Consider the following 25520-nt stretch of genomic DNA (forward strand, 5'->3'; position numbering starts at 1 on the left):
CTAATGCCTATTACAAAAAGCCATCTACATAAAGTGATGCATGAACGTAAATCTGTTCGTAAATACGACGCAAGCTTTAAAATTCCACAAGACCAACTAGAAGAGCTGCTAATCGAAGCAACGTCCGCTCCCTCCTCTAGTAACTTACAGCCATGGCGCTTCCTTGTTATTCAAGATGATACTGTCAAAAAAGAGCTACGCGCCATTGCCAATAATCAGGAGCAAGTGGAAACAGCCTCTGCCATTATTGCCGTTCTAGGTGATACAAAGATGTACGAAAATGCAGAGGCTGTTTATACAAAAAATTTCGAGCTTGGCTATATTAATGAAGCAACAAAAGATTTTATGATTAACAACTCCTATAAGCTCTATGCTCAGCTACCACAAGAAACATTAACAAACATCGTGACATTCGATGCAGGCTTAATTTCTATGCAAATTATGCTGTTGGCTAAAGATATGGGCTATGATACAGTACCGATGGGAGGCTTTTCAAAAGAAGCCTTTGCGAAATATTTCGACTTAGCCGATCATATTGTCCCAGTTATTTTAATTGCCATTGGTAAAGCAGCAGCACCAGCCTATAATTCCTCACGTATTGAGCTGAACAATATTGCTAAATTTATCTAATATCCATCAAGCCACCTTGTCAATCAGGTGGCTTTTTTCATGGAAAAGGGAATGTTCAACTAATTCAGACATATGCTAGTAGTGCTTTGTAGTAAGAAACGAAGCAAAAATGATTCTCTAAAACTAGCTTAATAAATTTTCCAAGGATATTTTTTGCATTTTTTTGTATCAACTACGCAAAAAATCATCATATATGATTTAAAAACAAACTTTATTCTAGTACAAATGTGTGATTTTCAATAAATATCACTTATAAATTATAATAGCATTAATAGTTTTAGCTTGTTATGATGGAGGGGAACTTACTTTCGAAGGGAGGTTTTACGGATGAATTATGATTCTTATTATTACAATGATTATGATGCATTTTTTGGAGGTTTATTTCTTGTAATTATTTTGGTAAGCCTTGTTCTAGGGTTAATCGCTTATGTGATTACTGCACTTATTTATTTTATGGCATCGAAAACAAATGGCTTTGGAGATGTTGCCTACATCGCTTGGATTCCGATCATTAATGTCTATAGCCTGTTCTTGCTCACAGCTGATGGATACGATCAAGAAACCGTACGTGCAACAGCTAAAAGAAATATCTTAATTTATGCTGGGCTGTTGATCATTTCATTTATACCATTTATAGGATGGATAGCTTCTATTGGTGCTGTCGGCTTCACACTCTATTTCACCTATCGCCTATTTTATCGTTGGTCTGGAGAAACGGGCAAAGCAGTCCTATACATTATTTTAACGCTGATCACAGGTGGATTATTCTTTATGATTTACGGCTTAATGCGTATGAATAGACCATTTGTTGTATAACTTCTCTAAGGAAAAGCCTCTTTATGCCAAAAAGCTAAAGAGGCTTTTCTATGCGATTTAGAGCTTCCCTCGAATGCTGGATTGCTGCTGTATGTAATCATTAATGCAATCGACAAGCTGATATAATTGATCTTGCGGGCCCCATATAGACCATCCTTCCAACGGGCTACTTTGTTCATGGTTAAACGTTGCAAACTGCTCATGCTGCTGAAGCATATACTGCCGCCATTCACCCTTTTCCGTAATATCCGCTAATGTTATATGCTTCAATGTCTGAATTTTATAAACCATCACATGATTTGGCTGTTGTAAAAAATAAATAAATGGATAACGCATTTTTGTTTGCATATAATCCCCCCTTTTTAAGAGATTTTATCATTCGTATGACAGGGTTTTCCATCGTTTTTCAAAAAAGCGTCTAGCATGGTCAATAAATATGTTATTATTTAGTTAGAAAATTTAGAATTTCTATTATGTAAAGGGGATTGATGATTGTGTATGAAAATATTTTAAGACACCCAGGGCCAACGCCTATTCCAAAAAAGGTTCAGCTTGCGATGAATCAGGATATTTTTAGTCATCGAAGTCAAGAATTCGTAGAGCTATACCGTGAAACAACTGAGCTTGTAAAGCCCGTTTTCGGCACAACACAGGACATCTTACTTTTACCATCAGGTGGGACAGCTGCCCTTGAAGCTGCGGCAGTCAATACGGTTTCTGCTGGAGAAGAGGTTGTTGTCATTACGGTTGGCGCATTTGGTGATTATTTTGTATCGATTTGTGAGCAATACGGCTTCCATGTACATAAGCTGGCAAAGGAATGGGGACAAGCTTGCACAGCAGAGGAGCTACGTGCCTTTTTACAGCCTTTAAATAATATTAAAGCTGTATTTGTAACGTACAATGAAACATCGACAGGTATTTTAAATCCAGTTGCAGCATTAGCGCAAGTTATTCGTGAGGAAACAGATGCTCTTGTTATTGTCGATGGTGTAAGCTGTATTGGCGGAGTACCTGCTGAAATGGATGCTTGGGGCATTGATATTTTAGTAACAGGCTCACAAAAGGCTATGATGCTACCACCAGGGCTTTCACTTGTTAGCGTTAGTGATAGAGCATGGAAAGTCATTGAAGAAAATCAAACACCATCCTACTATTTAAATTTACGCAGCTATCGTAGCTGGGCAGAAAAGGGAATGACACCAAATACCCCTGCAATTACATTGATTTACGGGCTGCATGAGGTTTGCAAGCTAATCGAGCAGGAAGGCGGCTTTGCACAAACAGTGGCTCGCCATGCATTAATGAAAGATATGGTGCGCAGTGCTATGAAGGCACTGAATATCGAGCTTTTAGCGGAGGAGCAATATGCCTCACCAACGATTACAGCTATTAAAGCACCTCAAGGCATTGACCTTGGCGAATTTTTAGCGCATCTTAAGCAGCACTATCATGTAGATTTTGCTGGTGGACTTGGTCATCTACAAGGGCAAATTTTCCGCTTCGGTCATATGGGCTATTGCTTCCCAAGCGATATTTTACAAGCCGTATCATTAATGGAAGCTGCCCTAAAAGACTTCTCCTACGATTTTGAGCCAGGAGCAGGCGTTCTTGCCGCACAGCAGGTCTTTTTAGCTGCACAACAAAAAGCATAAGAACTAGGAGGAGCCATTTAAGCAAGTGGCTCCTCCTAGTTTATTGAGCAAATGGATTCTAGTTTTGATCACTTACATACCTGTGTTGAGCGTATCTCTTCCATTTTTGATCACTTAGCAACTTAAATTGAGCAAGCTTCCCTAACGTTTGGCTAAATAGGCTGCACGCATGGCTTCGGGAACCATACTGCCACCAGTTGCCCAGACAAGATGTGTCGCTTGGTCCATCTGATTGACTAAGCTATGCTTCTCTAAATAGGATTGACCCTTTTGCCATAGACGAATAGCGCCAAACATACCCGCATGTGCGGAAGGCTCTAAAAATAACCCTTCATGCTCCATCGCTAAGCCGAGTGAAGCAAACAGCTCCTCATCTGTCACTGTATAGCAGCCACTAATATAGTGCTCCATCACCTTGCCTACAAATTTAGAAGCGCGTCCAACAGCAAGGCCATCCGCTTCAGTTTTATTATCAAGACCAATATCCTCTACACTAATCGCATCATGTAAACCTGTCATTAAGCCAATGGTCATGCAAGGGGAGGCAACTGGCTCTGCAAAGAAAATATGCACATGCTCACCAAATAATTCGCGTAACCCATAGGCAACACCCCCTGGACCTCCCCCTACCCCACATGGTAAATAGACGAACAATGGATGTGCCTTATCCACGAGTATATTTGCCTGTTCCAATTGATCTTTTAAACGTTTAGCGGCAACGGCATAGCCTGCAAACAAGTCCTTGGAATTTTCATCATCAATAAAATGACACGTAGCATCTTGTTCAGCTTCCTGTCGTCCCTGCTCTACTGCAACACTATAATCCGCCTGATGTTCAATAACTGTCGCTCCCTTTTCACGCAGCATAGCCTTTTTCCATTCCTTTGCATCACTCGACATATGTACAACGACATTAAAGCCGAGCTGCTTGCCCATAATGCCGATACTTAAGCCTAAGTTGCCTGTAGAGCCAACCGCAATCGTATACTGCTGGAAGAACGTCTGCCATTCCTCTGTTGCTAAAACAGCATAATCATCCCCTTTTTTTAGCTTGCCACTTGCTAATGCTAGCCGTTCAGCATGCTTTAGTACTTCATAAATTCCACCGCGTGCTTTAATGGAACCGGAAATCGGCAATGCATGGTCGCATTTCATGAATAATTGCCCTTGTATTGTGACCCCATAGAGCTTTTCAAGTGCCTGCTTCATTGCAGGAATAGCCTTAATCGCTGATTCAATCAAGCCATTGCTTGCCACAAGCTCAGGAAATACGATTTTTAAATAGGAAGAAAAGCGCTGCAATGTTTGTTCTGCATCTGCTACCTCTTGCATGGAAAAAAGGGTTGTAGTCGGTTCTTTTAACCAATTTGTATTTTCCCATAGTACCGTATGGTGCTTGGCGATATCTTTTAGCTGTGGAAATTGCTGCAATAGTGTGTCTTTATCGTTGTTATTCATCGATTGACTCCTCCGTTTTATAGGCTAAAATTGCTCGTTCACAAATTTGTCGAAATTTCATTTCAAACGAAATATTGTTTTCTTGTGTTCTTTTTTTCGGTCCCCTTGTACGTCCCCCTGCACGTCTAATTTTTTGTCCAACATGGCGCATTTCGAGCAAACGTTCGATATTTTCATTGGTCATTTCACGTCCATTTTGGTCAATTGGATAGCCCCCTCTTGCTAAAACCATCGCTGCTAAACCATAATCCTGTGTAATGACAATATCATGCTTTGAAAGCGCATTCACTAGCGTAAAATCAACCGAATCGGGTCCTTTTGGTACAATAATTGTTATTACATTATCACGTTCAATACGGTGGGACGTATCGCAAAATAAGATAGTTTCAATCTCAAACTCAGATGATATAGATAGCGCCAAATCCACTACTGGACAGGCATCAGCGTCAATTAGAACCTTTACAATAAGGCATCATTCCCTTCTCATAATTAGATGAATCATCCACTCCGTAATTATTTCGAAATAACATTTTCCCAGCCTCTCTTGCTCAATTTTTCACAAAGTCAAAAAATATTTTATTGAATAGTTTGAAAAATACATATACGATACACCTATCAAAATCAAATGGGGGTTTTCATTATGACAATCACAACGGTAAGCAATGAACAATTAGCAAAAGAATACGTAGACGGCGTATTTGAACAATTAAAACAACAAAATAGTCATCAAGCAGAATTTTTACAAGCGGCGGAGGAAATTTTTATTTCATTAGTGCCTGTCTTTGCACAGCATCCTGAATATATTGAAGCAAATATTTTATCTCGTATCGTTGAGCCAGATCGTATTATTTCCTTCCGTGTAGCTTGGCAGGATGATAACAACCAAGTCCAAGTGAACCGTGGCTATCGTGTACAATATAGCAATGTAATGGGACCATACAAAGGCGGTCTTCGCTTCCATCCTTCTGTAAATGAATCAATTATTAAATTCTTAGGCTTTGAGCAAATCTTTAAAAATGCTTTAACAGGACAGCCAATTGGCGGCGGTAAAGGTGGCTCTAACTTTGATCCAAAAGGTAAATCAAACGCAGAAATTATGCGCTTCTGTCAAGCATTTATGACTGAATTATACCGCCATATCGGTCCAGATGTCGATGTTCCTGCTGGTGATATTGGTGTAGGTGGTCGTGAAGTTGGCTATTTATGGGGTCAATACAAGCGTTTAACAAAAGCTAGTGAATCAGGTGTATTAACAGGTAAAACACCTGGCTATGGCGGCTCTTTAGCACGTAAAGAAGCAACTGGCTATGGTACTGTTTATTTTGTGAATGAAATGCTAAAAGACGCAAATGATTCATTCGAAGGAAAAACAGTTGTTGTTTCAGGCTCTGGTAATGTTTCCATTTATGCGATCGAAAAATCACAGCAGTATGGTGCAAAGGTCGTTGCTTGCTCTGATTCTTCAGGCTATGTGTATGACCCAGAGGGCTTAGACTTAGATGTTGTCAAAGAAATTAAAGAAGTAAAGGGTGACCGTATTTCAACTTACGTAAATTATCGACCAAATGCTACTTATACAGAAGGCTGCACAGGTATTTGGACAATTCCTTGTGATATTGCGCTACCATGTGCAACGCAAAATGAAATTAATGGTGAGTCTGCTCGTACATTAATTGCAAATGGTGTAAAAGCAATCGGTGAAGGTGCAAATATGCCATCTGACCTTGAAGCAATCAATGAATTTTTAGAAGCAGGCGTATTATTTGGTCCTGCCAAAGCAGCAAATGCTGGTGGCGTAGCAGTATCTGCACTTGAAATGGCACAAGATTCAAGCCGCGTATTTTGGTCATTTGAAGAAGTAGATGCGAAACTTCACCAAATTATGAAAGATATTTATGCAGATAGTAAGGCAGCCGCTGAAAAATATGGTTTCTCAGGCAACCTTGTAATGGGAGCAAATATTGCTGGCTTTGTTAAAGTAGCAGACGGCATGCTTGTTGAGGGCATTTACTAATCTCGAAAAAGGATGATAACAATTATTCGTTATCATCCTTTTTTTCTATAAAAATCACATGTTAAACAATCAGAAAAAGCTAGTTAAACGAACATTTTTATTATTAAACATTTGAAATATTCGTGTTATAATTGTAGTATTCTATAAAATATTGGAGGATTTGTTGTGGAATTATTGTATACAGGAAAAACAAAAAATGTATTTAAGCTAGAAGATGGTCACTATCTATTAAAATTTAAAGATGATGTAACAGGTGAAAATGGTGTATTTGATCCAGGTGCTAATACGGTTGGGTTAACAATTGATGGCGCTGGTCTAGCTGGTTTACGTTTAACCTCTTATTTCTATGCGAAATTAAATGAACAAGGTGTTCCTACGCATTATGTAGATGCTAACTTTGAGGACGCAACAATGACTGTTAAACCTGCAACCGTTTTTGGCAATGGCTTAGAGGTGATTTGCCGCTTTAGAGCAGTTGGTTCATTCCTACGCCGCTACGGTGCGTATGTGACGGAAGGACAAGAGCTAGATGCCTTTGTCGAAGTAACCATTAAAGATGATGAACGCCTAGACCCTCCAATTTCTGAAGATGCACTGGCAATGTTAAACCTACTAACACATGAAGAATATGCGATTTTAAAACAACGTACAATTGAAATTTCAAAGTTTGTAGCAGCAGAGCTTGCAAAAAAAGGCTTAACACTATATGATATTAAATTAGAGTTCGGTCGTGATGCTCAAACAAATGAGATTTTACTAATCGATGAAATTTCTGGTGGCAATATGCGTGCTTATAAAGGTGAGCAATATATTGAGCCATTAGAGCTTGAAAAAATTATGCTAGCTGAATAAGTCATCCAGAAGGGTATGTCTTAAGATAACTTTTTAAACATACCCTTCTTTTTTATGAAACTTTTCCCTATATAAGCCGTATAGTAAGGAAACAGCAAATTTTATTAGGTTGGAGGTAGTTTAATGGAAAATTATAATGAATCACCACAAGAAGAAAGAATAAAGCTAAATCCATTTTTATCCGTTTGGCTACACCCAAAGCAAACAACTCGTTATATGCTTCATGAAAAAACGATTGGCTTTGCCATTTTGGTGTTATCAATTGGTTATATTGGCTCTATTCTATCTGGGATAGTCGATATAGAGTTTTTAAATGATGTTGCACCTTGGCTCATAGTGTTAATATGCATTATTTTCGCCCCAATTGTAGGCATGATTAGTACAGCTTTTTCTGCCCTTGTCGCATGGCTATTTGGTAAGCTTTTTAAAGGTACTGGCACTTATTCAGATTTATTTAGAGGCTTAAGCCTAACAGCTATTCCATTTATCATTTTAATTCCGTTCTATCTTATTTGGTTAATGACTTCACCAGAATCTTTATTCAATCCAGATTACATAGGACCACTACCTTGGATTTTTTGGCCAGCTATTATTCTAACAATTGTTGTGAGTATTTGGGCATTTATTATTTCCATAGCTGCCATCGCAGAAGCACACCAATTTTCAAATTGGATGGCTTTCTTTACGATCCTCATTCCTTCGATTGTGTTAGGAATTATTGCCTTTGTCTTTATTTTCATTATTATAATTGGATTGGTCGGTATTGGCATGATGTAAAAAATCTCCCCTCTCGCTTTAGGAGAGTGGGAGATTTTTTTCTTATACCGATAATGCGATATTTTGTTGGAATAGCTCTGATACACCAGATTCAACAGCCGCACCACTAACAGCACGTGACACAATTTCTACTACGCGTTCATCTAAAGATTTTGGTACGATATATTCCTCTGTTAATTCCTCGTCACTTACAAGCGATGCAATAGCCTCTACCGCAGCAATTTTCATTGCCTCATTAATATCTGTTGCACGCACATCTAATGCACCACGGAAAATGCCTGGGAATGCTAGCACATTATTAATTTGGTTTGGATAATCTGAACGACCTGTGCCCATTACACGCACGCCCCATTTTCTCGCATTGTCATAGGTAATTTCAGGGTTTGGATTTGCTAAAGCGAACACGATAGGATCGTTATTCATAGACGCAATATGAGCCTCTGTTAATAAATTCGCAACGGATACGCCAATAAAGACATCTGCCCCTACAAGAACATCATCCAATGTGCCTTGAATTTTCTCTGGATTCGTTAAATGGGCAACCGTTTCTTTAATCGGATTCATGCCCTCTGGACGCCCCTCATAAATAACACCCTTTGTATCACACATATAAATATTTTTATAGCCCATTTGCACAAGGATGCGTAAAATCGCAATACCTGCAGCACCAGCCCCATTAATAACAACCTTCATTGTTGCTACATCTTTTTTGACAATACGATTGGCATTAATCATCCCTGCCCCTACAACAATCGCTGTGCCGTGCTGGTCATCATGGAACACAGGAATATCACATTCCTGACGCAGGCGATCTTCAATTTCAAAGCAGCGCGGTGCTGAAATGTCTTCTAAATTGACAGCGCCAAACGTTGGAGCAAGCGCCTTCACAATGCTGACGATTTCATCCGTACTTTTTGTATCTAGGCAAATTGGAAAAGCATCAACATTGGCAAAACGCTTTAATAAAATCGCCTTTCCTTCCATTACTGGCAATGCCGCCTTTGGCCCAATATCACCTAAGCCTAGCACTGCTGTTCCATCTGACACTACTGCCACCATATTGCCCTTCATTGTATAGTCATAGACCAATGATGGATTTTTTTCAATTTCTACACATGGTGCAGCTACTCCCGGTGAATAAGCAAGACTAAGATCATAAGAATCCTTAACAGGAACCTTTGAATTGATCTCTAATTTCCCACTATAGTGTACATGCATTTCTAAAGCCTTTTTCATTACGTCCATTTTACCCCATCCTTTTCCCTGTTGAATTATGATTATATTTCAGAATCATAATACTTTGTGAAAGCATAGTCAATAAATATTCTGAAAATTTATTATTTTCTTTTAAAGCATTAGACTTTTCAAGCTTATATACATTTTTCTGTCAAATTACGCTTTTCACAATCAATTATTTCAAAATAATCAATACAAATAGATGATCCTAAATGAATGTACAATTACAGCCATTTGAACTGTTCAGCTTTTCACATAGTATTTTTCTTATGTAATTGAGAAATTTTTCACAAACTTATGTAAGCGCATCCATTGTGGTGACTGGATTTGTCACATTTTCTTCACATTTTTTCACAAAGTTTTAGACATAAAGTGAAGCTTCAACCAGTGGGGGGCTTACACTCTGTTAATACGGGATAAAAAAAGAGCCCTAGCGATAGGACTCTTGTGTAAAGTGATGAATAAAAGCGGTTATCATATGCTTGGAAGACCATTGCTCCTCGGATACATGTGTTATAGGGTAATCACGCGGGACAATACTTTTAGTTATTTCCTCTACGGAATAGCCACGCTCAAAAAGCTGGCGGACCTTAGCCTCCATTTCTTCAATATACGTAATTTTTTCAACTATTCGCTTGCGTCCATCTGCAAGATAGCCCGCATGACAGCAATAAACTTCCTGAAAATCATAGTTTAATAATTTTTTTAAAGATGCTAATGTATGAACAATATTTTCTTCATCCAAGACAACCTTTGTTTTTGTTTGAACATATAGATCACCTGTAAACATTGCACCTGCTTCACGATTATAGAAAGCTAGATGATCGGTCGTATGGCCAGGTGTTTCAATAATATCCCATACGGCTGTTGCTGTTTGCAAGGTTGTGCCAAATGGTTGTGCCGTAAAGGCTGGACGCTCTCCCCATAATGCTTGCCGATACAATGGATATACCCCATCCTTTGCACAGCTCTGGATAGACTCATGATGTAGATAAATGGGGACATCCATATGCTGTTGTAGCCAAGCAGCATTGCCTGTATGATCCTCATGAGAATGCGTTAATGCGATTTGTTCGATCGGTAAATCCTTAAAAAATGGCTGAAATTCCTGTGCCAATGAAGCAGAGCCTGTATCAATTAATAAACCATCCACAAAGAAACTATAAACACCCATCCCAAAGCCTTGAACGGCTATTTTTCCATGTGCACATTGTACATCACTGTGCTGCTCCACCTTTATGCTTGTTTCACGCTTAAACATCCTACGTTCCCCCTTTTTACCAAAGTGTAGCATAAAATGAATAGCGAGTCATTTTCAGGAAGCCTTCACATGGGTAGCTACTTTTATATATTTTCTTACATCGTGTATATGAAGGAACAAACGAATTTTTACTGCTAATAGTACCATAACACCAATAAGCACTATGATAGAAGCAGTAAAAGAGTCAATATTCATTAGAAATGTCCAGCTCGCTGCCACTACTAGCACAAGCCATTGATAGCTTTTCATTATACGTGGTGTCGAAGCCTGTCCGTAATAGCGCTGTTCAATCGCTGCAACTGTTTTACTTAATTCAAGAATAATCAATAATTCAATGAGGATACTTAGGACGAAATACCATGTACCTGTGAATGTAGTCATTCGTAATATATACATTATCAGTAAGACCATATCGCTAATCAGTAAATAGTTCATCCATGTTTTTCTCGGGCAATACGTGAAAGCCTTTATACATGCACCGTAAAAAATCAATTGTTGCAAACAATAAGCAAACGGTATCATATTCAATAGCACAAGCTTGCAGCCTAGTGCAATCAATAGCCATTTCAAAAGCTGTAATTGTTGACACTTATCAGCCATAACAATCATCCTGTTGCAACTCCTTTTGTATACTTTCTAGATGAAAGGGAGCATCTCGGATTACAGATACTGGCCATACATGGTCTGGGCCACTAACACTTACCGTTGCAGAAACATCCGCCGCTGATTCATTAATCTGAAATGCTATATTTAACGTTTGCCCCTCGTTCACAGCAATCGGAAAATCCTCTTCCTTATATTGCTTACCATCGACCTCCACATGCTTAAAGTTCACACGGGACTTTAAGCATGCAGGTATATGAACTGTCTGAATACTTGTATTCTGTGCTACCTTATAGGTGACAGCGGTATCCCCATTGCTACTGCCAGATGATGCCAGAAAATAATCACCTTGTTGACGAGGCTCCTCCCATGCTAAGCCCAATGCTGCCGTTAGTCGTTCTCCATCACTCAGCACTAAAGACACTTGCTTGCTATGCAGCAAGGCATCGATTTCCTGATTGTTACCACTAAAATAAGCTACCCGCACCACTTGATGCGCATTTTCTTCTATTATATCTGTTGTACCACTTGTTTCTTCCAGTAAAATAAGAGAACCTGTTTCTAAATGGGTCACGAAGCGCTGATCACTTTTATTTGTTATATAATGAATTTTAAAATGGTGACTATCATTGCTACGATAAAAATCTTGAATAAGCGGCACTGTTATTGGCTGTGCTAATTGATGGTGAACATACACTATACTATTGCCAAGCAGCAACAGCATAATTACCCCTATCGCTACTACCTGTTTAAAATTCCCCATAGTTCCCCTCCTACTCTACTATTTTATCATATAAATTTGGGGTTCTATCCATCACATTTGAGATGCTATCCATCACATTTGAGATGCTATCCCTCACTTTTACTGTGCTATCCGTCACTTTTGCTGTTCTATCCATCCCCATAAAAAAACGCCCACGAATGTGAGCGTTTTTTTATTCTACATCATATTCTGTAATCCAATCACTAAAGCTACCTACATATAATTGGATATTATCATAGCCTTCATCTGCTAACACCGCATACAATGGTGAGGCTGTAACGCCGCTACCGCAATAGACAACGATATGCTCATCGCGTGCCACTTTTTGGCGCAATGCATCGTTTGCCTTTAATTGTCCATCTACCTTTAACTGCTCCCAATCAAAGTTTTTCGCTGTTGGAATATGCCCTGCTACCTTATCCAATGGCTCTACTTCTCCACGGTAGCGTTCAGCCGCACGTGCATCGAGTAAAGTTGCTTGTACCTCGCCATCCACAATGGCTTTCACAGCTTGTCTTGGCGCATACAGCTCATCTCGCCATACAAAGTCAATCTTTGTTGGAGGATATTTAATAACATCCTTCGTAAATGGCATTTTGGCTTCGAGTGCAGGTGCACCACCATTAACAATTATTACGTTTGGAAAGCCAGCATAAGTGAGCATCCACCATGCGCGTGGGGCGAATGGTGCAGCTCCTTGGTCATATACAACAATTTGATCCTCATAGCGTAAGCCTAGCTCCTGAAAGACCGATGCCAATTTTTCCTTGCTTGGCATTGGGTGACGCCCCTCTTTGCTATCCATATCTGATAGCTGCTGCTCTAAATCAAGATAAACCGCTCCTGTTGCATGCCCCTCTTCAAATGCTTTTCTGCCAGCCTCTTTATTTTGTAAATCGTAGCGGGCATCGATAAAGCGGACACCATCCAACTGAATATCATCCACTGTTTTGAATACTTTTCCCAAATGAACCACCTCATGCATATTGTAGTTGTGCATAAATCGCTTTCCAAGAAGCTAAACGGCTTTCTTCTTGCAATGCCTGTCTTTCTGTATCAATTTGTTCAAGTGCTTGATGATAAATATATTGACGTAAATTCTCTGCTTCCTCTGCAATAAAGGTAATCGCCCAAGTCATAAGGGAAACCTTTTGTGCATCTAAATACTCCTGTGCATCTGGCTTTGTTAATGCCTCTAACGCCTCACTTAATTTTACTTTCTCATTTTTCTCAAAGAATGCTTTTTGATTGCGGAAGTGTGATTTAACACTTGCATATTTTGAAGCATCCGTAAATGGACCATCGAAATCAAGTAAATTAGGCTCGGACGATTCAAAGGCTAAGAATGAGAAGCTACGGTTTAGCTCTTTTAGCTCACGTACTTCATCTTTAAAGCGCTGCTGCATCTTTTTGCTAATAAATTGCGATAAGCGGAAGTTTGTGACACGCATTTCCTGTGTAAAATCAAAACGTAAGCTTTGTAATACTTCCTTCAAAGCATGCTCCAGCGCTTGCTGTGCGGGCATGGCAGCAAATGTTGAAGGATTATAGCCTTCCTTAAAGAACTCAGGATAACGATAATAAACACGCTGTAGCACATAGTACAGTAGCTCATCTAGCTCCTGCTTTGTTTCACTTTCTAGCATGCTTGTGTTCAGCTCGCTAAATTTCGATTGAATATGCTGCTCAAGTACTGCTAACTCCTCTAAGCGTTCATCCTTACGCTTTAAGTTGTCCTCTGTCTGTGCGATTAAATCGGCTAGACGTTGCTCGGTTTTATCGACTTCCTCTGCAAGCGCTTGGACAGCTAATGCGCTTAATTCATCATTTAAGAATGTATGGAAATCTTCCTCAAACGGTGGCATCCCTGATGTTAAGTCAGTGCCCTCTACTTTTTCCTTTAATGCCAACAGACTGGATACACCATACAATCGTGGGAAACGAATACCGAAGCGCTGTAGCTCTGAGCGAACATAGTCCTTAACGTCTTCCTGCTCCTCCTCTGTTGTTGCCAAGTCAATCGCATTGACAATAAAGAACATTTTATCGAGCTCAAATGCATCTTTTACACGACCAAGCTGAATTAAAAACTCACGGTCTGCTTTGGCAAAGGCATGATTATAGTACGTAATAAATAGGATGGCATCGGCATTACGAATATATTCAAAGGCTACCCCTGTATGACGAGCATTAATGGAATCGGCTCCCGGTGTATCCACCAATGTAACGCCCATTCGTGTTAATGGGCTATCATAATAGAAGTCGATATTATCCACAAAGCATGATTTATTTTCTTGTGCAACAAATTTTTCAAACTCTTCTCGATCAACACGAATAACTGTACCAAGCTCAGATTTAAACGTTGGATAGCCTTCCTTATAGGCACGAATAAATGATTTATGCACATTTAAACGCTCATCCGTTAGCTGAACGGCAAGCCCTTCATCCGCACGATTAAATGCCTCCTCCAATGAAGACACAGACAAGCCAATCGCCACATAGGAGCCCTGAATATCCTCTAGCATTTGCTCCGCTGTTTTTAGCTGGACATCTGCTGTTTCATGTGGATGCTCAGGCGTTACAGGGCGTATTTTATTAATAGCTGCTGTAGTAGGGTTGGGCGATACAGGTAATACCTTCGCACCCATCAAGGCATTCGAGAAGGATGATTTCCCTGCACTAAATGCCCCAAATAAAGCAATCGTAAAGTCCTTTTTCTGTAAGCGTTCCACTTTATGCTCAAGATATTGGGCAACCTCTGCAAAGCCTTGTACCTCTTTTACCGCCTTAGCTGTATGCAGTGCCCGTTGAATCACACCATCTATTGGAAGGCTTACTGTCGCTACTGCTTGCTGTACTTCCTCCTGCTGAACAACTTCCTCCTTTGGCTTTAGCATGGATTCATCAAATAAACGAATATCTGCTAAATCTTGCTTAAAGGCATTTTCCCATGCTACAAGCTGTTGGTTGGCAATTTGACGCACTTCATTGCTTGCTTGGTGCATAATGCTTGCACTATATTGCTGATAGCCTTCGATTTCCAGCACAGCACGAATCGCATCCACCTTCGCCTGCATAGCTGCCATTTTTAGCTTGGATGGTGCAGCCGCTTCTGTTGCTACTGCTTCAAGTGTTGCTGCCTGCTCATCTTTCCAGCGATCCGTTTCCTGAATAAAGTAACGCTTGGTCGCCTCTGCCACACGATTCGCAAAGTTTAATACGGCATCACCTGTCAATATTGACCCTGTTTGCACTTGCTGCTCAATTAATGAGAAGGGCAGGTCAAACGTGTAGCCATCAATAGACGTCGCACGCTCTTCATTTAATGCACCAACATCCTTCAATGCCTTTTTCATGAGCCCTTTTAAATGACCTGTAATTTGCGCATGCACAACATTTTGATAGGCGTTATAGGCATCCTCTTTACGGCGGTTACGCTCTTCCTCTGTTTTTTTCTTCGCCGAAAAGAAGCCCCCTACTTTAAAGCCCTCCTGCATGCTTTCTAAATATAGACGCAAGCGGTCACGTAAATCGGCTGGCATAATGGCAGCATTGGCAAGTAATTCCTTGCGCTGCTCCTCAAATGTTTCATTCCATGCCTCAATAGAAAATAGCTCAACCTGACGATTTAATTTATTGTATTGCTCTAAAATATCTTGATGGTGTGCCCAATCATCGGCACTTAAAATATCCTCATCCACCGTTAAACGATCTTGTCTTTCTTCCATTAAATATTGCTCATGCTCACTTTGCAGCAACCGCAATGTATTTGTTGCTGTTTGTACAAGCTGTTCCTGCCAGTCGTTCATACTATCCATCACGATTTTCTTCACTGCCTCAAAATCATTGTATGGATGCTCAGGCTCTCGTAAGGACGTGAAAAATACACCCTTCGGCACAACGCCCCATGCTGCAAAGGATTGGTGAACGGTTGCTTTAAAGTCCTCAAAGCTTAATTCATTGTCCTTATGCTTATCAATCATATTGACAATTAAATAAACATTTGGATTGTATTTCATTAGTTGCTTTGTAAATTGGAAGTTTAGCTCTGATTGCACATGGTTATAGTCCATTGTGTAAAAGACAATATCGGCAATATGGAGTGCAGACTCTGTTGACATACGGTGTGCATCATCTGTGGAGTCCACGCCTGGCGTATCCATCACCGTTACACCAAATGGCAATGTAGAGGCACTATGACCAATCTCAATTTGCGACACTAAATCCCCATTTTTACTAAGCTCTTTCACCGTTTTAAAATCATAGCCAGCCTCAAATTTTACAGGCTTTTCATTGTGCATATAAACAATGGCAAAGTCTTCCTCTGACTTATGCACCTTGACGATATTGGCACTTGTTGGAATAGGACTCGATGCCAATAAATTTTCACCTGATAGCGCATTAATCATACTGGACTTCCCAGCAGAAAAGTGACCTGCAAAGCCAATGACATATTCCTTTTGCTGAATTTTACGCGCAAAAAGGGATGTTTTATCCATGCGCTCTGTATCACCATTATGCTGATATATTATGTATTGCAATGAGGCTTGCTTTAATAGCCCTTCCAATTGCTGTTCAAAATCTTTCATACGAAAAGTAACCCCTTCTTATTTCATTATTCATATTTAGTATTCTACATGATTCGACTTGCAATGTATAACACTAATTTAACAACAAACGGTTTGTATTATGCGTATGAATGAAGCCCTGCAATCACTAAGTTCACAAATATTTGATTAAATAAAATAATGCCAAAGCCATGCTATACGCTCTCCTTCCCAGCCCTTCGCCATATGTAGATGTAATAAATAGCCATGTGATGAATGCCCATACTTCCTTTAGGTCCCAGCCACATAAGCTTGAGCTATATGAGCGCAATGGACACTATTCCTTTTATGGCGCTTTAAAGGATTTAGCCTATTTAGATGACCATTTTTTCCGCTGCCATAAAAGCTTTATCATTCATTTAAAAAATGTGAAGGAGTTCAATTTTAAAAGCCGCTACGTGTTAATGGAAAATGGCAGCCGTTGCCCAATTGCCTTTCGACTCATCGTGCCGCTTCAAAAAAGGTTAAAAAGCTTAAAAGAGGATTTTGCATAATGTAGATGGCTGTAAAATTATTGAGAAACGCCGCTATTTTCACCATTATGCCATTTTCAATTTTATTTTTCTCAACAAACCTCCACAAAAATCATACACGTGGATATGTTTGTTTATAAATACAATATACTTAGCTACATAAATGGCAGCAATGTTCAACTTTAAAAATATTCTTAGCTACCATATAAAAAGACATAGCCCGTATTTGGACGATGTCTTTCAAAGCTTTATTTTAAATGTGCAGTTGCCTGTTTTACCACGTATTTCCCAACCCCAATATAAATGGCTACAGCCGCTCCAATCAATACGAATGTCATTGCTGACCGCTCCTTTTCTCGTAAAATTCAGTCTTTTTATGTATATCGGATGAATTTGAAAATCATTCTCACTCTTATCATATAAATTTCATGTTAATTCGTCAAGACATACTTTCATCTTACCCTTTTTACATGGTAAGATGTAGAAAAGTCGGAAAAAGGATGCGGTAATGATGAGTAATTCGAAGTACTTTCAAACTATTTTAAACGGGACGATCCATGCTTTAAAATCGATTCTTCCTATGGATATGGAAGTAAAGTCACCTAGCATTATTTCTGAACCCTTTCAACAGCAGCAAATGGGTGTACTAATTGGCTTAATTGGCGATTTAAAAGGTCGTGTCATCATCGATTCCTCTCCTGAAGTGTTCAGTGGGATTGGCAATACAATGTTCGGTATGCCTTTGGAGGGCGAAATGTTAGAGTCCTTTACGGGCGAATTTGGCAATATGATTGCAGGAAATTTATGTACAGCTGTTGGGCAAGAAAGCTTAGAAATTGATATCACACCGCCAACTGTGATGGTGGGCAATACAAAATTATACGGCTTTGAAAAAGCATTTGCTCTCCCAGTTTCCATTCCCAGCATTGGGGCTCTAACAGTTTTATTAACAATTGAGGAAGACGAAGAATAAGAACGATTTCACATAAGCTACGGTTCTGTTATTTGCCTGCAAGATTTATAGTCAATAAGCTATCTCAAATAGTTTGAGATGGCTTATTTTTTTGTGCTGTTAATTTTTCACACTTTCTTCACATTATTTACGTGGATGTGTGATTTTTTTCACATCAAAATGATAGGAATTTTTATATGATGGCAATAAGCAATATCATTATAAAAGCGTAGGAGGGGCAAAAATGGCAAACAAAAAGAAGTCAGATGACAATTTAAAAGGTTCACTCTATGCAGTTTTTGGGATTGGAATCATCATTATTTTACTTTGGGTATACTGCTTCGATTTATTTATTGGACGGTTTTAATCTACGAGGAAGGGACAGAAACATATGCACATACATAAGTATGAGAAGTATTGGCTTGTGTTCGGAGTCGCTACTTTAGTGGCATTCCTAATCATTCTCGGTATTGGGGCATTTCATCAGGGCTCCCATCCGAACAATGGTAAAAAAACACTCGATTATGAGAAAGTAAAAGAAACAGCACCTTTCGATAATCCTGGTGTTCATAAAGTCGAAGGAAAAGATTGGGATTATGAGGTAGTTGTTGTTGCCTCAGCATTTAACTATAACCCTATGGAAATTGAAGTACCGCTTGGCGCAAAGGTGAAATTTATCGCAACAAGTGAGGATGTTATGCACGGCTTTCAGGTGGCAGGCACAAATATCAATATGATGCTTGAGCCTGGTTATATTTCAGAATATGTCACAAAAGTCAATAAAGTCGGCGAGTTTTTAATTGTATGTAATGAATACTGTGGTACAGGACATACGATGATGCACTCTATGCTAAAGGTGGTGGACCCAAATGAGTCACACTAATTCATTGACAAAGGTAGATCGCCGAGATGCAAAGCTAGCTATGGCACATATTTATGTAGCATTTATCGCATTGCTATTAGGCGGTCTTGCAGGATTATTACAAGTATTTGTGCGTTCTGGTCAATTTACATTACCAGCAGGCATCGGCTATTATCAGGTTTTAACAGTTCACGGTGTATTACTTGGTCTTATTTTAACAACATTCTTTATTTATGGCTTCCAAATTGCTAGTGTCAGCCGCACGTCAGGTACATTTACAGCTGGTCAACGCAAGCTTGGCTGGATTGGTTTTTGGCTCATGACAATTGGGACAGCAGCTGCTGCCACAATGGTTTTATTAAATAAAGCAACGGTTCTTTATACATTTTATGCGCCATTACAGGCACACTGGATTTTCTATTTAGGCCTTACACTTGTCGTGGTTGGTTCTTGGGTTGGTGGTGCAGGTCAAATTTTACGCTATGTCCAGTGGCGCAAAGAGCATAAAGGTAGCGGACAACGTAGCCCATTATTATCATTTATGGTCGTTGTTAATAATTTGATGTGGTTTGTAGCAACGCTTGGTGTAGCAGTTTCCGTATTATTCCAGTTGCTTCCGTGGTCATTAGGCTTCATTGAGCGCGTGGATGTTGCCCTATCACGTACACTATTCTGGTATTTTGGCCATGCGCTTGTATACTTCTGGCTATTACCTGCCTATATGGTTTGGTATACGGTTATCCCAAAAGTAATTGGCGGTAAAATTTTCTCTGATTCATTAGCAAGACTTTCCTTTATGTTATTTTTAATCTTCTCGGTTCCTGTTGGAATTCACCATCAGCTAACAGAGCCTGGTATTGATGGCACGTGGAAGTTTATACAGGTTGTTTTAACATTTGCCGTAATCGTTCCATCGTTAATGACAGCCTTCTCTATGTTTGCGATGTTTGAATTACGTGGACGCGAGCTAGGTGGCAAGGGACTATTCGGTTGGTTTAAAAAATTACCATGGAAAGATGCACGCTTCCTTGTTCCATTTATCGGTATGGTTGCTTTTATTCCTGGAGGTGCAGGTGGGATTGTCAATGCATCCTATCAAATGAACCAGCTAATCCATAATACAATTTGGGTAACAGGTCACTTCCATTTAACAATTGCAACGGCTGTTGTCTTAACCTATTTTGGTGCAGCATTCTGGTTAATTCCACATTTAACAGGTCGTACACTCACAAAATCTTTAAATAGCCTGAGCAATCTCTCAGGGATTTTATGGGCTGTTGGGATGACAATCATGTCCTCTGCCATGCATATTGCAGGTCTTATTGGTGCACCTCGTCGCTCTGATTACTCAGAATATGGCGGTGCTCAGCAAGCCTATGATTGGATTCCTTATCAAATTGCACAGGCAGTAGGTGGAACAATTCTCTTTATTGCTATCCTTGTCATTATCTATATCGTTGTGCAATTAGCTTGGTTTGCACCAAAAGGTGAGGAAGAATTCCCTGTAGGCGATGTTCATCAGCATAGTGGTCCGACACCAGTATTGCTTGAAAACTTTAAGGTATGGCTTGTTATTTTAGTAGCATTAATTTTATTTGCTTACACAGTGCCAATTATCGATATTATTTCAAATTCACCAGCAGGCTCAAAAGGCTATCAATTGTGGTAAGGAAAAAGCGATTTCTCGTAGCTGAGAAATCGCTTTTACATTATAGTTGATAAAGTTGTGTATATTTATCCTGCAAATAGTTGGCTAAGTATGTGGCATTTAAGCCTTCCCCTGTCGCTTCTTGCAGCAATTCAAACGGCTTTTTCAATGCGCCGTACTGATGAATTTTCTCTGTTAGCCATTGTCGGATAGGCAGTAGCTCACCCTTTGCCAATAGCGCATCAAAGTTTGGTATATCTTGATCCATCGCATGCTTCCATTGTGCTGCATAAATCATTCCTAGTGCATAGGATGGGAAGTAGCCAAACATGCCTCCTGACCAATGCATATCCTGAAGCACACCCTGTGCATCCGTCGCTGGACGTATCCCTAAATATTCCTCATATTTATCATTCCATATTTGTGGTAAATCCTTCGCCTGTAAATCACCGTTAAATAAATCACGTTCAATCTCATAGCGAATCATAATATGTAATGGATATGTTAACTCATCCGCTTCAATACGAATAAAGGATGGTTCCACCATATTAATGGCACGTAAAAAGTCTGCTAATGGTACATCTCTAAACTGGGCTGGTGAATAGTGTTGCAGGCGCTCGTAATTGTGCTGCCAGAACTGCTCATTTCTACCGACAAAATTTTCATAAAAGAGTGATTGCGATTCATGGATGCCCATTGAAGTACCTGTTGCTAATGGTAGTCCCGCAAGCTTTTGATCAATATTTTGTTCATACATCGCATGACCACACTCATGAATTGTTCCAAAAATAGCCGTGCGGAAATCATGCTCATCATATTTTGTTGTAATACGGTTATCCCCAAGATTAAGCCCAATCATAAATGGATGGACACTTTCATCCAAGCGTCCTGCCTCAAAGTCATAGCCGAGCTGTGTGAGCAATTCCAGCGATAATGCTCGCTGTGCCTCACGTGGAAAATGCTTATATAGCATGCTTGTATCAGGCTTAGCTGCGGTCATAATTTTTTGCACCAGCGTCACAATCTTATCGCGTAAATCACCGAATACTTGATCTAAGACATCTGTTGTCATCTCTGGCTCATATAAATCGAGCAATGTATTGTATGGGGAGCCATTTTTTATGCCCCAATACTGAATAAATTTTTTCTGCCATTGAATAATTTCCTCTAAATAAGGCAGGAATAATGCAAAATTATTGGTTGCCTTTGCCTCTTCCCAAGCTGTTTCTGCCTTAGATTGTAAAATGACAAACTCCTTATACTCATCAGCGGGAATTTTTTTATTTTGGTCGTAATTTTTTCGTACTTCCTCTACTAAGCGGCGTGTTACATCATCCAAATCAGCCTGCTGTGCCTCTAATGCTGTTAAAAGCTCACCCAATTCATCACTTGTTTGCATCGCAAATAAGGAGGCTGACAATGTACCAACGACCTCTGAGCGCTGTGCTAGTCCCTTTTTTGGCGCACCCGTTCGCATATCCCAATAAATTACATTGAGTGCCTCCCCATAATGCTGCATCTTCTTTACATAGTCTGTAAATTGCTGAACAACCATTGCTTCTCCCCCTTTTTACGTTACTAGTTTATCATATTTTTGAAAATTTCATCTATTGCTAAGATGATTCGAATCCACCTTGAATCAATTTTTTCTCCATCACAAAAATCTTCATTAAAAAGAAAGACTGCAGCAAATTAGCTACAGCCTTTAGGGGATTTTTTCTAGCTTTTAAGTCCTGTTCGGTTTCCAATCAAACATGCAATAGCAAGCTGGGGATGCTTGCTATTGCTGGAGAATCGTGTCTGTTTACACTATTCTATGTTTTGGCAAATGGCAATAACTTGCTTGACAGCCTCCGCAGAATGCTGAAGTGCTGTTTGTTCTTCCTGCGTTAAATGTAATTCAATCACAGATTCGATACCATTGCCACCTAAAATGGTTGGCACACCTAAAAATAAGTCGTGATAGCCGTACTCTCCTTCTAATAAAGCAATAGAAGGAATAATTTTTCGTTGGTCTTTCATAATAATTTCGACCATTTGCGCACATGCAGCGGCTGGTGCATAATAGGCGCTACCATTTCCTAGCAAACCAACAATTTCGCCGCCACCTTTACGTGTACGTTCAACGATTTGTTGTAGTCGATCTTGGGGAATCAATTTTTCTAATGGAATGCCACCTGCATAGGAATAGCGAATTAATGGCACCATTTCATCACCATGCCCACCTAAAACAAAGCCTGATACATCCTCTGGTGCAATTTGCAGCTCCTGTGCAACAAATGTGTTGAAGCGAGCTGTATCTAAAACACCAGATTGACCAATAATGCGATGCTTCGCAAAGCCTGTTTCCTTGTGGCACACATATGTCATGGCATCAACAGGGTTGCTTAGCACAACGACAATGCTGTTTGGTGCATAGTGCTTAATTTGTCTTGATACTTGTTGTATAATTTTAGCATTGGTTGTCACTAAATCATCACGGCTCATGCCCGGTTTACGTGGTAGCCCTGCTGTAATAACAACAATATCTGCACCCGCAATATCCTCATAGCTGCTTGTTCCTTTAATGGACACATTAAACTTTTCGATAGGGCCTGTTTGTAGTAAGTCCAAAGCCTTCCCTTTTGTTGGATTTTCCGCTTCTGGAATATCGACAAGCACGACATCGCCTAATTCCTTCTGCGCTAAAAATAAACTTAGTGTGGAGCCTGTATGACCGGCTCCAATTACAGCAATTTTATTTTTACGAAAAGCCATTATGCCTCACCTCGATTATCCGTTGCTGCTGTTGTTTCTGCTGCTTTTTTAGCACGCGTTGATAAAGGCTTTTTCTTTGGTGCTTCTGGCCCCTTAATCATCTTAAAAACATCTTCATCAGGTCTTGGAATGACATGAGCGCCTAATAATTCTCCGACTCTTATGGCAGCGGCCTTACCAGCTTCTACTGCTGCTTGAACAGAGCCGACATCGCCTGTGACAACCACTGTCACAATGCCACCATCCACAAATTCCTGCTTCACAACTGTGACATCGGCTGCCTTAATCATCGCATCGGCTGCTTCATAAGAGCCGACCAAGCCTTTTGTTTCAATCATGCCAATTGCGCTACTCATTGTCCTCACCTCGCATCACTTCTGTAGAATCAATAATCCCAATAACAACTGCATCAATCGGGAGCGGATTTTCTCGCATAATATAGCGTGATGACCCACCGCTGGTCACAAGTACATCATCACCAATCCCTGCTCCTATACGATCTGCTGCAACAATTTCTGTGCGAATCGGCTGTTGATTGGAGTCAATTGGTTGAATGATTAATAATTTTAAACCATTCAGCCCTTCCTCCTTGCGTGTTGCCCATACACTGCCTATCACTCTTCCCATTTGCATGAACGTCACCCTCTTTACGCGACACAGCTTGTCTGTTTACTCTGAACGAACCGTTAATGTTTTATTTAACTCTCGTAATTTATCGTACGCCAATGCTGTGACAATGGTTTTCTTTGGCACAACAATTTCCTGTGCCTCTATTGCTAATATGTCTAATTGTGAAAGCAGCTTTTTATCATAGTAATAGACAGATGGCTGCTCTACCTGCTGAATAACTGGAGGTTGTGCATTCATAGCTATAGGCTGCTCAGACACTGGATGGTGAACAATTTCAGCAAGTGCACCCTGTTGAATCAATCCTGCATTTGCTTCATCTGTATCAATATGCATTTCTAAGCGATAACGCTCAGATACACGAATAACCACATTCGATAAAATAATTGGACGTATTCCTGCTATCTTAATTTGTACAGATTGTCCATCGACAACATTAAAGCTCGCACTATCTGCAGGCGACATATGAATATGCGCCTGTGCAACAATTAGCCCTTCCTGTAAGACAACACTGCCCTTTGGACCAATTAATGTTACAGGACTCGAGCCTTGAATATCACCTGAAATTCTTAATGGCGGCTTTAAGCCTAATTTCATGGCATCTGTCCAGCTTACCTCCACCTGCGATAGCGAACGGGCTGGCCCTAAAATACGCACACGTTCAATCGAGCCTTTTGGTCCAGCAATAACGACGGTTTCCTCCGCAGCAAACTGTCCTGGCTGGGAAAGCTCAAACTTTGGTGTTAGCTCGTAGCCCTTCCCAAATAGCTGCTCCACCTCTGCCTGTGCAAGGTGAACATGGCGAGCGGATACACCAATTGGAATTTTACCGTTATGTGGAGGGGCAGATTGATTTTTTAATACTTGCTGTAGAACTTGTTCCACGATTTTTTGCACTAAATGTTCTTGCATCTTACCTCCTCCTTACAATGATGCTTTCACTAATTTTCCTTGTGCCTGCTGTTCAATAAAGCCTGCATTCGCTTCATCTGTATCAATATGCATTTCCAAGCTAAAATCATTGGAAACACGTACAACGACACCACGGAATGTCACAGGTCGTTCACTGACAACTTCCACTGCTACAACTTCGTTATTGTGTACTGCTAATGCTTGCGCATCTTCCTCGGTCATATGGATATGTGCCTGTGCAATAATCACACCCTGCGGAATCACTAATTCACGCTCTCCATGAATCAGCTTAATACCAGCAGAGTTGTCAATATCGCCAGATTGTCTTAATGGCGGATGAATGCCTAGCTTCATCGCATCTGTTCGGCTAACCTCCACTTGCGTTGCTGCTCTTACAGGACCTAATACGCGAACATTGTGAATAATGCCTTTAGGTCCTTCAATTGAAACGCGCTCTTTGGCAGCAAATTGCCCTGGCTGTGATAAGTCAAAATCCTTTGTAAGCGTTGCATTGGGACCAAAAAGTGCTTGTAAATCCTCTTCACTTAGATGGATATGACGAGCCGAAATGGCAACTGGAAATGTTTTAATTGCTGTTGTCACACAAGCCACCTCTA

At 40.1% G+C, this 25520-nt stretch carries 26 protein-coding genes and 1 pseudogene; 11 read left to right on the plus strand and 16 right to left on the minus strand.

The window, feature by feature from the left end; all coding sequences use genetic code 11:
• The first annotated feature begins 3 nt into the window (after nucleotides 1-3).
• Complete coding sequence (locus tag ACIQVU_RS13120) at nucleotides 4-630, plus strand: nitroreductase family protein (protein WP_340805315.1); 627 nt, start codon at nucleotides 4-6, stop codon at nucleotides 628-630.
• A 327-nt stretch (nucleotides 631-957) separates the two neighbouring features.
• Complete coding sequence (locus tag ACIQVU_RS13125; RefSeq protein ID WP_340805314.1) at nucleotides 958-1446, plus strand: hypothetical protein; 489 nt, start codon at nucleotides 958-960, stop codon at nucleotides 1444-1446.
• 57 nt (nucleotides 1447-1503) lie between these two features.
• On the opposite strand, the gene ACIQVU_RS13130 is transcribed toward ACIQVU_RS13125, so the two are convergent.
• Nucleotides 1504-1794, minus strand: coding sequence for a hypothetical protein (locus tag ACIQVU_RS13130; protein ID WP_340805313.1), 291 nt, complete (start codon nucleotides 1792-1794; stop codon nucleotides 1504-1506).
• A 146-nt stretch (nucleotides 1795-1940) separates the two neighbouring features.
• On the opposite strand from ACIQVU_RS13130, the gene ACIQVU_RS13135 reads away from it, so the two are divergent.
• Nucleotides 1941-3101: a pyridoxal-phosphate-dependent aminotransferase family protein gene (locus ACIQVU_RS13135; protein WP_402895909.1), complete on the plus strand. Its 1161-nt coding sequence runs from the start codon at nucleotides 1941-1943 to the stop codon at nucleotides 3099-3101.
• A 141-nt stretch (nucleotides 3102-3242) separates the two neighbouring features.
• On the opposite strand, the gene ACIQVU_RS13140 is transcribed toward ACIQVU_RS13135, so the two are convergent.
• Nucleotides 3243-4559 carry a D-serine ammonia-lyase gene (locus tag ACIQVU_RS13140; RefSeq protein WP_340805311.1) on the minus strand — a complete coding sequence of 439 codons (1317 nt, stop codon included), beginning with the start codon at nucleotides 4557-4559 and terminating at the stop codon, nucleotides 3243-3245.
• Nucleotides 4552-5025 (minus strand): YaiI/YqxD family protein, encoded by a 474-nt coding sequence (locus ACIQVU_RS13145; protein ID WP_402895971.1) that lies wholly within the window; start codon nucleotides 5023-5025, stop codon nucleotides 4552-4554. The genes ACIQVU_RS13140 and ACIQVU_RS13145 overlap by 8 nt, the downstream gene beginning before the upstream one ends.
• Nucleotides 5026-5199: 174 nt before the next feature.
• Between ACIQVU_RS13145 and gdhA the strand changes: the two genes are divergently transcribed.
• The 3 genes from gdhA to ACIQVU_RS13160 all read left to right on the plus strand — a co-directional run bounded on the left by gdhA (nucleotide 5200) and on the right by ACIQVU_RS13160 (nucleotide 8202).
• Complete coding sequence (gene gdhA, locus ACIQVU_RS13150; protein ID WP_402895911.1) at nucleotides 5200-6573, plus strand: NADP-specific glutamate dehydrogenase; 1374 nt, start codon at nucleotides 5200-5202, stop codon at nucleotides 6571-6573.
• A 165-nt stretch (nucleotides 6574-6738) separates the two neighbouring features.
• Nucleotides 6739-7425 (plus strand): phosphoribosylaminoimidazolesuccinocarboxamide synthase, encoded by a 687-nt coding sequence (locus tag ACIQVU_RS13155; protein WP_340805309.1) that lies wholly within the window; start codon nucleotides 6739-6741, stop codon nucleotides 7423-7425.
• A 123-nt stretch (nucleotides 7426-7548) separates the two neighbouring features.
• Nucleotides 7549-8202, plus strand: a complete 654-nt coding sequence (locus ACIQVU_RS13160) for a YIP1 family protein (protein WP_340805308.1) — start codon at nucleotides 7549-7551, stop codon at nucleotides 8200-8202.
• 42 nt (nucleotides 8203-8244) lie between these two features.
• Here ACIQVU_RS13160 and ACIQVU_RS13165 read toward each other — a convergent pair whose 3' ends face one another.
• From ACIQVU_RS13165 to ACIQVU_RS13195, 7 genes and pseudogenes are all read right to left on the minus strand, one after another.
• The gene (locus tag ACIQVU_RS13165) at nucleotides 8245-9447 is read right to left on the minus strand and encodes an NAD(P)-dependent malic enzyme (RefSeq protein WP_340805307.1); all 1203 of its coding nucleotides are present in this window, start codon (nucleotides 9445-9447) and stop codon (nucleotides 8245-8247) included.
• 421 nt (nucleotides 9448-9868) lie between these two features.
• Nucleotides 9869-10699, minus strand: coding sequence for an MBL fold metallo-hydrolase (locus tag ACIQVU_RS13170; protein ID WP_402895914.1), 831 nt, complete (start codon nucleotides 10697-10699; stop codon nucleotides 9869-9871).
• Nucleotides 10700-10753: 54 nt separating this feature from the next.
• Nucleotides 10754-11308, minus strand: a complete 555-nt coding sequence (locus tag ACIQVU_RS13175) for a hypothetical protein (RefSeq protein WP_402895916.1) — start codon at nucleotides 11306-11308, stop codon at nucleotides 10754-10756.
• A complete protein-coding gene (locus tag ACIQVU_RS13180; RefSeq protein ID WP_340805304.1) occupies nucleotides 11292-12065 on the minus strand; it encodes a hypothetical protein in 774 nt (257 codons plus the stop codon). Before ACIQVU_RS13180 ends, ACIQVU_RS13175 begins: the two co-directional genes overlap by 17 nt.
• A 172-nt stretch (nucleotides 12066-12237) precedes the next feature.
• Nucleotides 12238-13032 (minus strand): sulfurtransferase, encoded by a 795-nt coding sequence (locus tag ACIQVU_RS13185; RefSeq protein WP_340805303.1) that lies wholly within the window; start codon nucleotides 13030-13032, stop codon nucleotides 12238-12240.
• Nucleotides 13033-13042: 10 nt separating this feature from the next.
• Complete coding sequence (locus ACIQVU_RS13190) at nucleotides 13043-16654, minus strand: dynamin family protein (protein WP_402895919.1); 3612 nt, start codon at nucleotides 16652-16654, stop codon at nucleotides 13043-13045.
• A 98-nt stretch (nucleotides 16655-16752) separates the two neighbouring features.
• Nucleotides 16753-16916: pseudogene (locus ACIQVU_RS13195) on the minus strand (c-type cytochrome biogenesis protein CcsB); the annotation flags it as partial.
• Here ACIQVU_RS13195 and ACIQVU_RS13200 point away from each other — a divergent pair.
• The 5 genes from ACIQVU_RS13200 to ACIQVU_RS13220 all read left to right on the plus strand — a co-directional run bounded on the left by ACIQVU_RS13200 (nucleotide 16885) and on the right by ACIQVU_RS13220 (nucleotide 20628).
• A complete protein-coding gene (locus tag ACIQVU_RS13200) occupies nucleotides 16885-17166 on the plus strand; it encodes a LytTR family DNA-binding domain-containing protein (protein WP_340805301.1) in 282 nt (93 codons plus the stop codon). The pseudogene ACIQVU_RS13195 and the gene ACIQVU_RS13200 overlap by 32 nt on opposite strands.
• Before the next feature lie 490 nt (nucleotides 17167-17656).
• Nucleotides 17657-18118 carry a chemotaxis protein CheX gene (locus ACIQVU_RS13205; RefSeq protein ID WP_340805300.1) on the plus strand — a complete coding sequence of 154 codons (462 nt, stop codon included), beginning with the start codon at nucleotides 17657-17659 and terminating at the stop codon, nucleotides 18116-18118.
• Between the two features lie 223 nt (nucleotides 18119-18341).
• Nucleotides 18342-18464 carry a hypothetical protein gene (locus tag ACIQVU_RS13210; RefSeq protein ID WP_340805299.1) on the plus strand — a complete coding sequence of 41 codons (123 nt, stop codon included), beginning with the start codon at nucleotides 18342-18344 and terminating at the stop codon, nucleotides 18462-18464.
• Between the two features lie 24 nt (nucleotides 18465-18488).
• Nucleotides 18489-18980, plus strand: a complete 492-nt coding sequence (locus tag ACIQVU_RS13215; RefSeq protein ID WP_340805298.1) for a cupredoxin domain-containing protein — start codon at nucleotides 18489-18491, stop codon at nucleotides 18978-18980.
• Nucleotides 18967-20628: a b(o/a)3-type cytochrome-c oxidase subunit 1 gene (locus ACIQVU_RS13220; protein WP_340805297.1), complete on the plus strand. Its 1662-nt coding sequence runs from the start codon at nucleotides 18967-18969 to the stop codon at nucleotides 20626-20628. The genes ACIQVU_RS13215 and ACIQVU_RS13220 overlap by 14 nt, the downstream gene beginning before the upstream one ends.
• Before the next feature lie 40 nt (nucleotides 20629-20668).
• Here ACIQVU_RS13220 and ACIQVU_RS13225 read toward each other — a convergent pair whose 3' ends face one another.
• The 6 genes from ACIQVU_RS13225 to ACIQVU_RS13250 form a co-directional block, all read right to left on the minus strand.
• On the minus strand, nucleotides 20669-22162 hold the full coding sequence (locus ACIQVU_RS13225) for a carboxypeptidase M32 (RefSeq protein ID WP_402895922.1): 1494 nt from the start codon (nucleotides 22160-22162) through the stop codon (nucleotides 20669-20671).
• 254 nt (nucleotides 22163-22416) lie between these two features.
• Nucleotides 22417-23364: a malate dehydrogenase gene (gene mdh / locus ACIQVU_RS13230; protein ID WP_340805295.1), complete on the minus strand. Its 948-nt coding sequence runs from the start codon at nucleotides 23362-23364 to the stop codon at nucleotides 22417-22419.
• On the minus strand, nucleotides 23364-23720 hold the full coding sequence (locus ACIQVU_RS13235; protein WP_340805294.1) for a BMC domain-containing protein: 357 nt from the start codon (nucleotides 23718-23720) through the stop codon (nucleotides 23364-23366). The genes mdh and ACIQVU_RS13235 overlap by 1 nt, the downstream gene beginning before the upstream one ends.
• Nucleotides 23713-23997 (minus strand): EutN/CcmL family microcompartment protein, encoded by a 285-nt coding sequence (locus ACIQVU_RS13240; RefSeq protein WP_340805293.1) that lies wholly within the window; start codon nucleotides 23995-23997, stop codon nucleotides 23713-23715. The genes ACIQVU_RS13235 and ACIQVU_RS13240 overlap by 8 nt, the downstream gene beginning before the upstream one ends.
• A 36-nt stretch (nucleotides 23998-24033) precedes the next feature.
• Nucleotides 24034-24903, minus strand: a complete 870-nt coding sequence (locus ACIQVU_RS13245; RefSeq protein ID WP_340805292.1) for a phosphate propanoyltransferase — start codon at nucleotides 24901-24903, stop codon at nucleotides 24034-24036.
• A 12-nt stretch (nucleotides 24904-24915) separates the two neighbouring features.
• Entirely contained in the window at nucleotides 24916-25506 is a 591-nt protein-coding gene (locus ACIQVU_RS13250; RefSeq protein ID WP_340805291.1) for a phosphate propanoyltransferase, read from the minus strand.
• Nucleotides 25507-25520: the final 14 nt, after the last annotated feature.

This window comes from Lysinibacillus sp. NPDC098008 (genome assembly GCF_044760715.1).
In the GTDB taxonomy this organism is placed as follows: domain Bacteria; phylum Bacillota; class Bacilli; order Bacillales_A; family Planococcaceae; genus Lysinibacillus.

Excerpts from the sequence above, each read along its gene's own strand:
- ACIQVU_RS13120 (WP_340805315.1), top strand. The coding sequence starts at position 4 with ATGCCTATTACAAAAAGCCATCTACATAAAGTGATGCATGAACGTAAA.
- ACIQVU_RS13125 (WP_340805314.1), top strand. The coding sequence starts at position 958 with ATGAATTATGATTCTTATTATTACAATGATTATGATGCATTTTTTGGA.
- ACIQVU_RS13130 (WP_340805313.1), bottom strand. The coding sequence starts at position 1,794 with ATGCAAACAAAAATGCGTTATCCATTTATTTATTTTTTACAACAGCCA.
- ACIQVU_RS13140 (WP_340805311.1), bottom strand. The coding sequence starts at position 4,559 with ATGAATAACAACGATAAAGACACACTATTGCAGCAATTTCCACAGCTA.
- gdhA (WP_402895911.1), top strand. The coding sequence starts at position 5,200 with ATGACAATCACAACGGTAAGCAATGAACAATTAGCAAAAGAATACGTA.
- ACIQVU_RS13160 (WP_340805308.1), top strand. The coding sequence starts at position 7,549 with ATGGAAAATTATAATGAATCACCACAAGAAGAAAGAATAAAGCTAAAT.
- ACIQVU_RS13165 (WP_340805307.1), bottom strand. The coding sequence starts at position 9,447 with ATGGACGTAATGAAAAAGGCTTTAGAAATGCATGTACACTATAGTGGG.
- ACIQVU_RS13170 (WP_402895914.1), bottom strand. The coding sequence starts at position 10,699 with ATGTTTAAGCGTGAAACAAGCATAAAGGTGGAGCAGCACAGTGATGTA.
- ACIQVU_RS13175 (WP_402895916.1), bottom strand. The coding sequence starts at position 11,308 with ATGATTGTTATGGCTGATAAGTGTCAACAATTACAGCTTTTGAAATGG.
- ACIQVU_RS13180 (WP_340805304.1), bottom strand. The coding sequence starts at position 12,065 with ATGGGGAATTTTAAACAGGTAGTAGCGATAGGGGTAATTATGCTGTTG.
- ACIQVU_RS13190 (WP_402895919.1), bottom strand. The coding sequence starts at position 16,654 with ATGAAAGATTTTGAACAGCAATTGGAAGGGCTATTAAAGCAAGCCTCA.
- ACIQVU_RS13200 (WP_340805301.1), top strand. The coding sequence starts at position 16,885 with ATGAATGCCCATACTTCCTTTAGGTCCCAGCCACATAAGCTTGAGCTA.
- ACIQVU_RS13205 (WP_340805300.1), top strand. The coding sequence starts at position 17,657 with ATGAGTAATTCGAAGTACTTTCAAACTATTTTAAACGGGACGATCCAT.
- ACIQVU_RS13210 (WP_340805299.1), top strand. The coding sequence starts at position 18,342 with ATGGCAAACAAAAAGAAGTCAGATGACAATTTAAAAGGTTCACTCTAT.
- ACIQVU_RS13215 (WP_340805298.1), top strand. The coding sequence starts at position 18,489 with ATGCACATACATAAGTATGAGAAGTATTGGCTTGTGTTCGGAGTCGCT.
- ACIQVU_RS13220 (WP_340805297.1), top strand. The coding sequence starts at position 18,967 with ATGAGTCACACTAATTCATTGACAAAGGTAGATCGCCGAGATGCAAAG.
- ACIQVU_RS13225 (WP_402895922.1), bottom strand. The coding sequence starts at position 22,162 with ATGGTTGTTCAGCAATTTACAGACTATGTAAAGAAGATGCAGCATTAT.
- mdh (WP_340805295.1), bottom strand. The coding sequence starts at position 23,364 with ATGGCTTTTCGTAAAAATAAAATTGCTGTAATTGGAGCCGGTCATACA.
- ACIQVU_RS13235 (WP_340805294.1), bottom strand. The coding sequence starts at position 23,720 with ATGAGTAGCGCAATTGGCATGATTGAAACAAAAGGCTTGGTCGGCTCT.
- ACIQVU_RS13240 (WP_340805293.1), bottom strand. The coding sequence starts at position 23,997 with ATGCAAATGGGAAGAGTGATAGGCAGTGTATGGGCAACACGCAAGGAG.
- ACIQVU_RS13245 (WP_340805292.1), bottom strand. The coding sequence starts at position 24,903 with ATGCAAGAACATTTAGTGCAAAAAATCGTGGAACAAGTTCTACAGCAA.